Source organism: Bacteroides ndongoniae (assembly GCF_900108345.1).
In the GTDB taxonomy this organism is placed as follows: Bacteria; Bacteroidota; Bacteroidia; order Bacteroidales; family Bacteroidaceae; genus Bacteroides; species Bacteroides ndongoniae.
Map to the genome: position 1 here is coordinate 301,105 of NZ_FNVV01000013.1, position 13,011 is coordinate 314,115.

8 protein-coding genes and 3 tRNA genes are annotated in these 13,011 nt (G+C 45.9%); 10 read left to right on the top strand and 1 reads right to left on the bottom strand.

Annotated elements, in window-relative coordinates; all coding sequences use genetic code 11:
* Nucleotides 1-786 precede the first annotated feature (786 nt).
* Nucleotides 787-1,878: a tryptophan--tRNA ligase gene (gene trpS, locus BQ5591_RS05520; protein WP_022164370.1), complete on the bottom strand. Its 1,092-nt coding sequence runs from the start codon at nt 1,876-1,878 to the stop codon at nt 787-789.
* Between the two features lie 792 nt (nt 1,879-2,670).
* Here trpS and carB point away from each other — a divergent pair.
* The 10 genes from carB (at nt 2,671) to rpsI (ending at nt 12,930) form a co-directional block, all read left to right on the top strand.
* On the top strand, nt 2,671-5,898 hold the full coding sequence (carB, locus tag BQ5591_RS05525) for a carbamoyl-phosphate synthase (glutamine-hydrolyzing) large subunit (protein ID WP_071148696.1): 3,228 nt from the start codon (nt 2,671-2,673) through the stop codon (nt 5,896-5,898).
* Between the two features lie 220 nt (nt 5,899-6,118).
* A tRNA-Val gene (locus BQ5591_RS05530) sits at nt 6,119-6,193 on the top strand.
* A 32-nt stretch (nt 6,194-6,225) separates the two neighbouring features.
* Nucleotides 6,226-6,300 (top strand) — tRNA-Val (locus BQ5591_RS05535).
* Between the two features lie 31 nt (nt 6,301-6,331).
* A tRNA-Val gene (locus BQ5591_RS05540) sits at nt 6,332-6,406 on the top strand.
* Between the two features lie 349 nt (nt 6,407-6,755).
* The gene (purB, locus tag BQ5591_RS05545) at nt 6,756-8,102 is read left to right on the top strand and encodes an adenylosuccinate lyase (protein ID WP_071148697.1); all 1,347 of its coding nucleotides are present in this window, start codon (nt 6,756-6,758) and stop codon (nt 8,100-8,102) included.
* Between the two features lie 99 nt (nt 8,103-8,201).
* Nucleotides 8,202-9,599, top strand: coding sequence for a pseudouridine synthase (locus tag BQ5591_RS05550; RefSeq protein ID WP_071148698.1), 1,398 nt, complete (start codon nt 8,202-8,204; stop codon nt 9,597-9,599).
* Nucleotides 9,600-9,677: 78 nt separating this feature from the next.
* The gene (asnS, locus tag BQ5591_RS05555) at nt 9,678-11,081 is read left to right on the top strand and encodes an asparagine--tRNA ligase (protein ID WP_071148699.1); all 1,404 of its coding nucleotides are present in this window, start codon (nt 9,678-9,680) and stop codon (nt 11,079-11,081) included.
* A gap of 179 nt (nt 11,082-11,260) precedes the next feature.
* Complete coding sequence (locus tag BQ5591_RS05560; RefSeq protein ID WP_022162285.1) at nt 11,261-11,752, top strand: DUF4488 domain-containing protein; 492 nt, start codon at nt 11,261-11,263, stop codon at nt 11,750-11,752.
* A 322-nt stretch (nt 11,753-12,074) separates the two neighbouring features.
* Nucleotides 12,075-12,536, top strand: coding sequence for a 50S ribosomal protein L13 (rplM, locus tag BQ5591_RS05565; protein WP_022162284.1), 462 nt, complete (start codon nt 12,075-12,077; stop codon nt 12,534-12,536).
* 7 nt (nt 12,537-12,543) lie between these two features.
* Nucleotides 12,544-12,930 carry a 30S ribosomal protein S9 gene (rpsI, locus tag BQ5591_RS05570; RefSeq protein WP_071148700.1) on the top strand — a complete coding sequence of 129 codons (387 nt, stop codon included), beginning with the start codon at nt 12,544-12,546 and terminating at the stop codon, nt 12,928-12,930.
* Nucleotides 12,931-13,011: the final 81 nt, after the last annotated feature.

Below are 13,011 nucleotides of genomic sequence, written 5' to 3' on the forward strand. Positions count from 1 at the left end.
AGTCAGTCCTTTTTTATTGTTCTGCTTTTCTGAAATTGAGATTCTCTGTTTTGCCAAGTTTTTTTGGTGAAGTTTCAACGAAAGCCGCTCATTTTGAGTACTTTATGGTGAGAGATGCCTCAAAGGGTATAAAATCATACAAGTACAATTTTATGCCCTTTGAAGTCTGGTGAACCTTCGGGTGAAACATCTTCTTTCACCATATCTGCCTGATTATCTGATGCTAATTGCGCGGTGAAGGCGTGAAGGCAAAATAGAGGGTTTAAGGTTTATTCATTCCCAACGTTCTACTTGGCGGGCGTAAACATCTACTTTAGCCGGACAACATGGGTAGTTAGCTGGCTGAACAAGCAGTGCTGTAGAGCATGACAGGTATTGCTGCGGAGCGACACAAGCATTACACGCGAGCCGTGCAAGTGTGGCTCGTGAGCGGAACAAGCATTGTTCGCGAGCCGTACAAGTGGGGCTTATTCGTTCTCATGCTTTGAGAATGTTTTTCTCATAGGCGTGAGAATAGTTTTCTCATAACTATGAGAATGGTTTTCTCATAAGCATGAGAATCCTTTTCTCATACCTATGAGAATAATTATATCCCAGTTTGTTTTTGTTGATTTCCAATGCTGAAATAAATACTTGCCGGATAGTTAAGAAGCTAAGGAGTTAAGCCGTTACATCAGGTTGTTCCTGCATTGTCGACCGGCTTTCACCTTTAAATCTGCTCGAAACAGGTGGCAACTCCTCTTGGCTTCTCTAACTACTGCAAGTGGTGCAACTCCTGAGGTGGAGTTATTTGCTGAAGCGTTTTGCCTGTTCGGCAATGAGTTCGGCGTCGTCGAAGTAGTTGATCTTCATGGCGCGGCGAACTTCGTCGAGGGTGGCAGCGGCTGTCTCGCGGGCAGCTTCGCAACCTTTCTTCAGCATGTCGTAGATGGCGGGAATGTCTTGCTCGAACTCCTTGCGGCGGTTGCGTATCGGAGCCAGCTCTTCTTCCATGATGGCGTTCAGGAACTTCTTCACCTTCACGTCGCCCAGTCCGCCGCGGCGGTAGTGTGCCTTCAGTTCGTCCAGGTTGGGGTACTCGGGCAGGTAGCGCTCGAAGTGTTCGGGACGGCAGAAGGCGTCGAGGTAGGTGAAGACGGTGTTTCCTTCAACCTTGCCGGGATCTTGTACGCGCAGGTGGTCGGGGTCGGTGTACATGCTGCGTATCTTCTTCTGCACTTCGTCGGCGGGGTCGCTCAGGTAGATGCAGTTACCGAGGCTCTTGCTCATCTTGGCCTTGCCGTCGGTGCCGGGCAGACGCAGACAGGCGGCGTTGTCGGGCAGCAGGATTTCGGGCTCAACCAGTGTTTCGCCGTAGATGTTGTTGAAGCGGCGCACGATTTCGCGGGCTTGTTCCAGCATCGGTTCCTGGTCTTCACCCACGGGCACGGTGGTTGCCTTGAAGGCAGTAATGTCTGCTGCCTGGCTGATGGGGTAGGTGAAGAAGCCTACGGGGATGCTTGTTTCAAAGTTACGCATCTGTATTTCGGTCTTCACGGTAGGGTTGCGTTGCAGGCGGCTGACGGTTACCAGGTCCATGAAGTAGAAGGAAAGTTCGCACAGTTCGGGTATCTGCGACTGGATGAAGATGGTGCTCTTCGTCGGGTCCAGTCCGCAGGCCAAGTAGTCCAATGCTACTTCGATGACGTTCTGGCGTACTTTTTCGGGGTTGTCCATGTTATCGGTCAGTGCCTGTGCGTCGGCTATGAAGACGAACATATCTTTGTAGTCGCCGGCATTCTGCAGTTCCACGCGGCGGCGCAGTGAGCCTACGTAGTGTCCTATGTGCAAGCGTCCCGTCGGGCGGTCGCCTGTGAGGATGATTTTTTCTTTTGCCATACTTATATATTTGAATAATTGATAATCGTAAACTGAAAGCGGGAAATGAAAAAATGAAGAATAAGAAAATGAAGAATAAAGAATTAGTTATCATTCACCATTAATCATTCACCATTTACCATTAATCATTCACCATTTACCATTAATCATTAATCATTGGTCATTTACCATTTACCATTAATCATTTCCCATTGCTTTTTTCTGGCCGTAAAGGTAGGTGTTTTTCGTGAAAAAGTGAAAGGAAATCAGCAGGAATGCTGCGAGGGACAATAGGGTAGCTGTGATTATCGGAAATGTTTCCGCATTTCGGAAGCGTTCTCGGAGTAAATAATTCATTGTTTAATCTTTGAAGGACTGGTACAGTCGGAATCGGAGAAAATGATGGTGGCCTGTGTACAGACTTGGCGGCAACAATAGAGTATCGTACCAAAGCTGTTTTAAAAAACGATACGGAAAAGATAAATCAAACGGCAAGATAACAATTGGAACAGCCTGTTATTTTTGTTAAATAACGGCATGTGTCATTTGTGTTGCAAAACAATTTCTGAAATATTTGTTCATGTCACGAATAAGTCGTTACTTTGCAAAAACTTTAGAAATTGTATATGCAGTCACAGGAAATGGGAACCAGTTTTTATTTTAGTTCGAATGAATTTCATTCGCCGGTTGATGGTTTTTCCGTTTTTGCAGAGATATTTTTAATTCTTTGATAAATGCGTTGTCCTTTGATAAGGATGACGCATTTTTTATATATGGAGTAAAAGACATTAAAACAACTTATAAAGAGAAACAATGAAGAACGATTTGAAGAAAGTGTTAGTCTTGGGTTCAGGTGCGCTCAAGATCGGTCAGGCTGGAGAATTTGACTACTCCGGTTCGCAGGCTTTGAAAGCTTTGCGCGAAGAAGGTATCAGCTCTGTGCTGGTTAATCCCAATATCGCTACGATTCAGACTTCGGAAGGTATCGCTGACAAGGTGTATTTCTTGCCGGTAACTCCTTATTTCGTGGAAGAGATTATCAAGAAGGAACGTCCCGACGGAATCCTGTTGGCTTTCGGTGGACAGACTGCATTGAATTGCGGAACCGAACTTTATCAGAAAGGTATTCTTGAAAAATACGGTGTACGTGTGTTGGGTACTTCAGTAGAAGCCATCATGTATACGGAAGACCGCGACTTGTTTGTCAAAAAGCTCGATGAAATACCGATGAAGACTCCCAAGAGCCATGCTGTGGAAAGTATGGAAGATGCTTTGAAGGCTGCTCGCGAAATCGGTTATCCGGTGATGGTACGTTCGGCTTATGCGTTGGGCGGATTGGGTAGTGGTATTTGCCCCGACGAAGAAGCATTTGTGAAGTTGGCCGAAAGCTCGTTCACTTTCTCCAAACAGATTCTTGTAGAAGAGTCTCTGAAAGGTTGGAAAGAAATAGAATTTGAGGTTATTCGTGACGCAAACGACCATTGTTTCACCGTGGCCAGCATGGAAAACTTCGACCCTCTGGGCATCCATACAGGTGAGTCTATAGTGGTTGCACCGACTTGTTCGCTCAGCAACGAACAGGTAGAGATGTTGCAGGAACTTTCCCGCAAGTGTATCCGCCACTTGGGCATTGTGGGCGAGTGTAACATTCAGTATGCTTTCAATGCCGAAACCAATGACTATCGTGTCATCGAGGTAAATGCCCGTTTAAGTCGTTCTTCAGCATTGGCATCCAAGGCTACCGGTTATCCGTTGGCTTTTGTAGCTGCCAAGATTGCTTTAGGCTATACGCTCGATCAGATTGGCGAGATGGGTACACCCAACTCGGCTTATGTAGCACCTCAGCTCGATTACCTGATTTGTAAGATTCCTCGCTGGGACTTGACGAAGTTTGTCGGAGTGAGCCGCGAAATCGGTTCGAGCATGAAGTCGGTAGGTGAAATCATGTCTATCGGCCGTAGCTTCGAGGAAATTATCCAAAAAGGTTTGCGTATGATTGGTCAGGGTATGCATGGCTTTGTTGGCAACGATGGTACTCATTTCGATGATCTTGATCACGAATTGTCGCATCCGACTGATCTTCGTATTTTTGCCATTGCCCAGGCTTTGGAAGAAGGCTATACGATTGACCGCATTTACGATCTGACAAAGATTGATCCGTGGTTCCTCGGCAAGCTGAAAAATATTGTCGATTATAAGCATAAACTTTCCGAATATAAGAAGATAGAAGACATACCTGCCGATGTATTGCGTCAGGCTAAGGTATTAGGCTTCTCCGACTTTCAGATTGCCCGTTTCGTACTTCATCCGACTGGCAACATGGAGAAGGAAAATCTCATGGTGCGTGCCCGTCGTAAGGAACTGGGTATTCTTCCGGCTGTGAAGCGTATTAATACCGTAGCCAGTGAACATCCTGAACTGACCAACTATCTTTATATGACATATGCCGTACAGGGTTATGATGTAAACTATTATAAGAACGAAAAGTCGGTAGTTGTACTGGGTTCGGGTGCTTATCGTATCGGTTCCAGCGTTGAGTTCGACTGGTGTTCGGTGAATGCTATCCAGACAGCCCGCAAGTTGGGTTATAAGTCTATCATGATCAACTATAACCCAGAGACGGTTTCGACTGATTATGATATGTGCGACCGCCTTTATTTCGATGAACTGTCGTTCGAACGTGTGCTCGATGTTATCGACCTCGAACAACCCCGTGGTGTTATCGTATCGGTAGGCGGACAGATTCCGAACAATCTGGCTATGAAACTCTATCGTCAGTCAGTTCCTGTATTGGGTACCTCTCCGGTATCTATTGACCGCGCAGAGAACCGTAATAAGTTCTCTCACATGCTCGACCAGCTGGGTATCGATCAGCCGGCATGGCAGGAACTAACCAGCTTGGAAGATGTGAAAGGCTTTGTGGCTAAGGTGGGCTATCCGGTGCTGGTGCGTCCGTCTTACGTCCTCTCAGGTGCAGCTATGAACGTTTGCTACGACGAAGAAGAATTGCAGGAGTTCCTGAAGATGGCAGCTGAGGTATCGAAAGAATATCCGGTAGTTGTTTCGCAGTTCTTGCAGAATACGAAGGAGATAGAATTCGATGCCGTAGCTCAGAACGGCGAGGTGGTGGAATACGCCATTTCCGAGCACGTCGAGTTTGCCGGCGTACACTCTGGCGACGCTACCTTGGTGTTCCCCGCTCAGAAGATCTATTTTGCTACCGCCCGTCGCATCAAGAAGATCAGTCGTCAGATTGCTAAGGAACTGAACATCTCAGGTCCGTTCAACATTCAGTTCCTGGCTCGCAATAATGAAGTTAAGGTGATTGAATGTAATCTTCGCGCTTCACGTAGTTTCCCGTTTGTCAGCAAAGTGTTGAAACGCAACTTTATCGAGACCGCAACAAAGATTATGCTCGATGCTCCTTATACCAAACCCGATAAATCGGCTTATGATATCGATTGGATTGGCGTAAAAGCCAGCCAGTTCTCGTTCTCGCGCCTGCACAAGGCCGACCCTGTATTGGGTGTAGACATGTCTTCAACAGGTGAGGTTGGTTGCTTGGGTGATGATTTCTCAGAAGCTTTGCTGAATGCGATGATTGCTACCGGCTTCAAAGTTCCTTCTCCAGAAAAGGGTGTGATGTTCTCGTCGGGTGCTATGAAGTCGAAAGTTGATTTGCTCGATGCCAGCCGCATGCTTTATACTAAAGGTTATAAGATCTATGCTACAGCCGGCACAGCAGCTTTCTTGAATGCCCATGGCGTAGATACAGTGCCTGTTTTCTGGCCGGATGAACGTCCCGATGCCGAGAATAATGTGATGAAGATGATTTCCGAGCATAAGTTTGATCTGATTGTCAATATCCCGAAGAATCATACCAAACGTGAGTTGACGAACGGTTATAAGATTCGTCGTGGTGCTATTGACCATAATATTCCGTTGATCACCAATGCGCGTCTGGCTAGTGCCTTTATTGAGGCTTTCTGCGAGATGAAATTGGAGGATATCCAGATCAAGAGCTGGCAGGAATATAAATAATCTGAATAGAGATATTTTTATTGTATTTTGTAAGGATGCACCATCAAGGTGTGTCCTTACTTTTTTTGTGCTTTGCACATCACAGTGTTGTTTGTTTGGTCGGATACACCGTCGTCTGTTTCGATGAGGCTGTGATGTTTTTTTTTGAAAAAAGTCATTCGATTGTTTGCAGATATCAAAAAATGTCGTACCTTTGCAGCGCTTTTGAAACGAAAGTGACGGGCGTTTAGCTCAGCTGGTTCAGAGCATCTGCCTTACAAGCAGAGGGTCGGCGGTTCGAATCCGTCAACGCCCACTACTCAATTCTTCACTTTCGTTATTCAAAACGGGCGTTTAGCTCAGCTGGTTCAGAGCATCTGCCTTACAAGCAGAGGGTCGGCGGTTCGAATCCGTCAACGCCCACACTCAATTCTTTATTTTTGTTATTCGAAACGGGCGTTTAGCTCAGCTGGTTCAGAGCATCTGCCTTACAAGCAGAGGGTCGGCGGTTCGAATCCGTCAACGCCCACCGACAATTTTTTAGAGGATACATGTAAAGGTGTCCTCTTTTTCTTTTTTTAGGATAGCCATTTCTGGGTAGCAATTATCCCTTTATTTTTTCTCAGTTAGGAAAATATTATTTTCTAACTAGGAAAAAATTTTTTTTCTAACTAGGGAAAATAGGAAGGTATAGATAAGTCGATAGGGTAGGGAGGAAGGGCCTTTTGCGTTCGGCGGTAGGTGAGGCAGGCGACAGTGGCGGATGTATTTTGGATAATTTTATAGTTGCAAGGAGTTTTTATGTCATTCTTATCCCTTGTAAGTCAGAAAAAAGCCGTAATTTTGCAGTCTGATAATTATCATTATAGATACGACGTATGAAACTGGATTTACTTACCGCTATCTCTCCGATCGACGGTCGATACAGAGGCAAGGCTGAGGCCTTGGCTGATTATTTTTCTGAGTTTGCACTGATAAAATACCGTGTACGGGTAGAAGTGGAATACTTCATTACCCTGTGCGAACTGCCCTTGCCGCAATTGAAAGGGGTGGACAAGGCTGTGTTCGAAACTTTGAGAAACATCTACCGCAACTTCTCGGAAGCCGATGCACAGCGCATCAAAGATATTGAAAGCGTGACCAACCACGACGTGAAAGCTGTAGAATACTTCCTGAAAGAAGAGTTCGACAAGCTGGGTGGAATGGACGACTATAAAGAATTTATTCACTTTGGTCTGACTTCACAGGATATTAATAATACTTCTATCCCCCTTTCGGTGAAAGAAGCACTGAACAATGTGTACTATCCGCAGATAGAAGAGTTGATAGCACAACTTCGCACGTATGCTGAAGAGTGGGCCAACATCCCTATGCTGGCCAAGACGCACGGACAACCCGCTTCGCCTACCCGTCTGGGAAAAGAAATCAATGTGTTTGTCTATCGTTTGGAACGTCAGCTTGCCACGCTGAAGGCCTGTCCCGTGACAGCCAAGTTCGGTGGTGCTACCGGTAACTACAACGCCCATCACGTAGCTTATCCCGAATACGACTGGAAGGCGTTCGGCAACCGTTTCGTATCCGAAAAGCTGGGCTTGGAACGTGAAGAATATACTACACAGATTTCCAATTATGACAATCTGTCGGCTATCTTCGACGCCATGAAGCGCATCAATACCATCATGATCGACATGAACCGCGACTTCTGGCAATACATTTCGATGGAATACTTCAAACAGAAAATTAAAGCCGGTGAGGTGGGATCGAGTGCTATGCCTCACAAAGTGAACCCCATCGACTTTGAAAATGCCGAAGGTAATTTGGGTATGGCAAATGCTATTTTGGAACATCTGGCTGTGAAGTTGCCGGTGTCTCGTCTGCAACGCGACCTGACCGACTCGACTGTGCTGCGCAATATCGGTGTGCCTTTCGGACATATTATCATTGCCATCCAGAGCTCATTGAAGGGTTTGCGTAAACTGTTGCTGAATGAAACAGCTATCTATCGCGATCTGGACAACTGCTGGAGCGTCGTGGCTGAAGCTATTCAGACTATTCTGCGTCGCGAGGCCTATCCGCATCCGTACGAAGCACTGAAGGCTTTGACGCGCACCAACCAGGCCATAACAGAAGAATCTATTAAGAACTTTATCAAGGAGCTGAACGTGAGCGAGGACATCAAGAAAGAACTTCGCGCTATCACTCCGCACAATTATACAGGAATGTAAATAAGAGGATGTGTCAAGAGGAAGCAGCTCCTTTATTTGACACATCTACCTAATAACGGCCGTGAGGCCAACGTCTAATTTTATTCGAATAAAAACAAAATGAGTACAGAAAACGAAACTTGGCGCGATGCTTCTTCCGCAGAGGGGAACTCGAATGCCGGCCGTGATGGTAACCAGTTCAACGGAAGTTATAACCGTCCGTCTTATAACCGTGAAAATGGCGATCGCCCGCATCGCCCGAGATTTAACAGGGAGAATGGTGAACGTGTGCAGCGTGCTTATAGCAGCGACCGTTCTTACCGTCCGCGCTTCAATCCTAATACTGAGAATGGCGATCGTCCGCAACGTTCGTACAGCGATGACCGTTCGTATCGCCCGCGTTTCAATTCCAATTCAGAAAATTCGAGTCGTCCGCAACGCACTTATGGCAATGATCGTCCGCAACGTCCGCGCTTTACTCCGAATAACGAGTATGGCGATCGTCCGCAACGTTCTTATGGTGCGCGTCCGCAGCGCCCGCGTTATAATGATGCCGAAGCTAGTGAACGTCCGCAACGTTCGTATGGAAACGACCGCCCGCAACGTCCGCGTTTTGCTCCGAATGCCGATAATGGTGATCGTCCGCAACGTTCGCGTTTCAATGCTGGTGGTGCAGGCAAGCCGCAGGGATATGGCAAACAAGGTGGAAACCGTCAGCGTCGTACAGCCGATTACGATCCGAACGCTAAGTACAGCAAGAAGAAACAGATAGAATACAAAGAACAGTTTGTCGATCCGAACGAGCCGATCCGTTTGAACAAGTTCCTTGCTAATGCCGGTGTCTGCTCACGCCGTGAGGCCGATGAGTTTATTACAGCTGGTGTAGTTTCGGTAAACGGTGTTGTCGTAACCGAGTTGGGAACCAAGATCAAACGTGGTGACGAAGTGAAGTTCCATGATCAGACAGTCAGCATCGAACGCAAAATTTACGTATTGCTGAACAAACCTAAAGATACGGTGACTACATCCGACGATCCGCAGGCGCGTCGCACGGTAATGGATCTGGTAAAGGATGCCTGCACCGAGCGCATTTATCCGGTAGGCCGTCTGGACCGCAATACGACCGGTGTGCTGTTGCTTACCAACGATGGTGATCTGGCTTCTAAGCTGACTCATCCCAAGTATTTGAAAAAGAAAATATATCATGTGCATCTGGACAAGAATCTGACAAAGGCAGATATGGAACAGATTGCTGCCGGTATTCAGTTGGACGATGGTGAGATTCATGCAGATGCCATCAGCTATACTGACGAGAATAAGAAGAATGATGTAGGTATTGAAATCCATTCGGGTAAGAACCGTATCGTGCGCCGAATCTTCGAGTCGCTGGGCTATAAGGTGGTGAAACTGGATCGTGTATACTTTGCCGGATTAACAAAGAAGGGTTTGCGTCGTGGCGAATGGCGTTACCTGACAGAGCAGGAGGTAAACTTCTTACGGATGGGTTCGTTTGAATAAAAAAGAGTATTAATATAATGTAGTAAAGAGTCGGGGAGCGATGCAGCTCTTTGACTCTTTGCAGAATACGATAGAATTATGGAAAAGATTAGTAGAACAAAGATTGTTGACCTGCTGAAGCGTGACGATTTTGGCGCTATGGTCAATGTGAAAGGATGGGTTCGTACCCGCAGAGGTAGCAAACAGGTGAATTTTATTGCACTGAATGACGGTTCTACAATAAATAATGTGCAGATTGTGGTAGACGTGGCCAGCTTTGACGAAGATGTGCTGAAGGATATCACGACCGGAGCCTGCCTTAGTGTGAATGGTGTTCTGACCGAATCGGTCGGTGCCGGACAGAAAGCCGAAATCCAAGCCCGCGAGATAGAAGTGTTGGGTACTTGCGACAATACATATCCTTTGCAGAAGAAAGGTCACTCCATGGAGTTCTTGCGCGAGATTGCTCATTTGCGTCCCCGTACCAATACGTTTGGCGCTGTGTTCCGCATCCGTCACAATATGGCGATAGCTATCCACAAGTTTTTCCACGAGAAGGGCTTCTTCTATTTCCATACTCCGATCATCACAGCGTCCGATTGCGAAGGTGCCGGACAGATGTTTCAGGTGACAACGAAGAATCTGTACGACCTGAAGAAGGACGAGAACGGTTCTATTATTTACGATGACGACTTCTTTGGTAAGCAGGCCAGTCTGACGGTTTCCGGACAGCTGGAAGGCGAGTTGGCTGCTACGGCCTTGGGTGCTATCTATACGTTTGGTCCTACTTTCCGTGCTGAAAACTCTAATACTCCCCGTCACTTGGCTGAGTTCTGGATGGTTGAGCCTGAAGTTGCTTTTGCAGATCTGAACGAATTGATGGATCTGGAAGAAGAGTTCATTAAATATTGTGTAAGATGGGCACTCGACAACTGTCGTGACGATCTGGAATTCCTGAACAAGATGGTTGATAAAGGATTGATAGAACGTCTGCAAAAGGTGGTTGATACCGAGTTTATCCGTCTGCCTTATACGGAAGGTATCAAGATTCTGGAAGAAGCCGTGGCAAAAGGACATAAGTTTGAGTTCCCTGTATATTGGGGTTGCGATTTGGCCAGCGAGCACGAGCGCTTCCTGGTTGAGGAACATTTCCAGAAGCCTGTTATCATGATTGACTATCCGAAAGAAATCAAGGCTTTCTATATGAAGCAGAATGAGGATGGTAAGACTGTGCAGGGTACTGACGTGTTGTTCCCGCAGATTGGCGAAATCATCGGTGGAAGTGTGCGTGAGGAGAATTATGACAAGCTGATGGCACGCATCACCGAGCTGCATATTCCGATGAAAGACATGTGGTGGTATCTGGATACGCGAAAATACGGTACATGTCCTCATGCCGGTTTCGGTCTGGGATTCGAACGTCTGCTTCTGTTTGTGACAGGTATGGCCAATATCCGCGACGTTATTCCGTTCCCGCGTACTCCGCGTAATGCCGAGTTCTAATTGAAGAATTTGTTTGCTGAAAGACAATAAGGATATTTTTTACCCTTAAAGAGCAAGTCCGTACAATTTATCAGATTGTGCGGACTTTTTTTTCTGTATATGTGTTATATTCTCGAAAATTTTATTTATATTTGTGACAGCCCCTAAGGCTGAGAGTGTTAACCAAAAACGATACGAATATGAAACGAAATTTGTTCTTTACCATGCTTGCAGCTATGCTGCTTGCGGTAGCAGGAGTCTCCGCACAGGAGAAGGCTGCTTTTAAACCGGCCAATCTGGAAGGAATCTGGCAATTGTGCCATTATGTGTCCGAGTCTGCTGATGTACCTGGAATGCTGAAACCGAGTAATACATTCAAAGTACTTGGTAAGGATGGGCGGATTGTTAATTTTACGCTTATTCCTGGGTCGGATGCCATTATAACCGGTTATGGAACTTATGAACAGCTGACAGATAATTCTTACAAGGAAAGTATTGAAAAGAACATTCACCTGCCTATGTTGGACAATCAGGATAATGTGCTTCAGTTTGAAATGGAATCGGATGAATACATGCATTTGAAGTATTTTATATCGAAGGACTTGAATGGAAATGAACTGAATTGCTGGTATCACGAGACGTGGAAACGTGTTGTGATGCCCGATAAGTTTCCAGAAGATATAGTTCGCTGATAGTTTTCTGTACTTGTCAGCAAGAGTGTTGTTTCTGTTTTTAATTCTTTCCCATCCGGGACAAAACGTTGTGCGTGCGTCCCAGGTGGGAAAGTTTTTTTGTATGTATCTGTGACGGGTGAGAAAAAGCCAACTCGGTGATAATCAAAAAAAGGCTAAATCGTTTGTCAGTTCGCAGAAAAACCGTACCTTTGCAAGCCGATTATTATCTAAAAAGGATAAGCGATTAATTCATAGCGAGTTGGACGGCCTTTGTCCGGGGTGTCCGATTAGCGGTGAAGAGAAAAAATTAGTAGTAACATTATTAAAAAACAAATCAAGAGTGGATACTTTAAGTTACAAGACCATTTCTGCAAACAAAGCTACAGTGACTAAAGAATGGGTCATTGTTGACGCTACCGACCAAGTATTGGGTCGTTTGGGCGCAAAAGTTGCGAAACTGTTGAGAGGAAAGTATAAACCTAACTTTACCCCTCATGTAGATTGTGGCGATAATGTGATCATTATCAATGCCGACAAAGTGAAACTGACCGGTAACAAATGGAATGACAAGATCTATTTGTCATATACAGGTTATCCTGGTGGTCAGAGAGAAATCACCCCTGCCCGCTTGCAGGCTAAACCGAACGGTGATGACAAGTTGCTGAGAAAAGTAGTAAAGGGTATGCTGCCTAAGAACAAATTGGGCGCTAAATTGCTGGGTAATATGTATGTATACGCTGGTAGCGAACACAAACATGCTGCTCAGAACCCGAAAATGATTGATATTAACGCACTTAAATAAGAAGATAATGGAAGTAGTAAATGCATTAGGCAGACGTAAACGTGCTATCGCACGCATTTTCGTAAGCGAAGGTACTGGAAAGATTACTATTAACAAGAGAGACCTCGCAGAGTACTTTCCATCAAGCATTCTTCAGTATGTGGTTAAGCAACCGTTGAACAAATTGGGTGTTGCTGAAAAATATGACATCAAAGTGAACCTTTGCGGTGGTGGTTTCACTGGCCAGTCTCAGGCATTGCGTCTGGCTATTGCCCGCGCTTTGGTGAAAATCAATGCCGATGACAAAGCTGCCCTGCGTGCAGAAGGCTTCATGACCCGTGACCCGCGTTCTGTTGAACGTAAGAAACCGGGACGTCCGAAAGCACGTCGCAGATTCCAGTTCAGTAAACGTTAATCAGTTACATAAGTTAACAAGTGGACAAGTTAACGAGCCTATAAGTCTATTGTCTTGTAGACTGTCAACTGATAACCTCGT

What these genes read in the sequence shown, in the direction of transcription:
- asnS (WP_071148699.1), top strand. Translation starts at nt 9,678, where the DNA reads ATGGAAAAGATTAGTAGAACAAAGATTGTTGACCTGCTGAAGCGTGAC.
- purB (WP_071148697.1), top strand. Translation starts at nt 6,756, where the DNA reads ATGAAACTGGATTTACTTACCGCTATCTCTCCGATCGACGGTCGATAC.
- carB (WP_071148696.1), top strand. Translation starts at nt 2,671, where the DNA reads ATGAAGAACGATTTGAAGAAAGTGTTAGTCTTGGGTTCAGGTGCGCTC.
- BQ5591_RS05560 (WP_022162285.1), top strand. Translation starts at nt 11,261, where the DNA reads ATGAAACGAAATTTGTTCTTTACCATGCTTGCAGCTATGCTGCTTGCG.
- trpS (WP_022164370.1), bottom strand. Translation starts at nt 1,878, where the DNA reads ATGGCAAAAGAAAAAATCATCCTCACAGGCGACCGCCCGACGGGACGC.
- BQ5591_RS05550 (WP_071148698.1), top strand. Translation starts at nt 8,202, where the DNA reads ATGAGTACAGAAAACGAAACTTGGCGCGATGCTTCTTCCGCAGAGGGG.
- rpsI (WP_071148700.1), top strand. Translation starts at nt 12,544, where the DNA reads ATGGAAGTAGTAAATGCATTAGGCAGACGTAAACGTGCTATCGCACGC.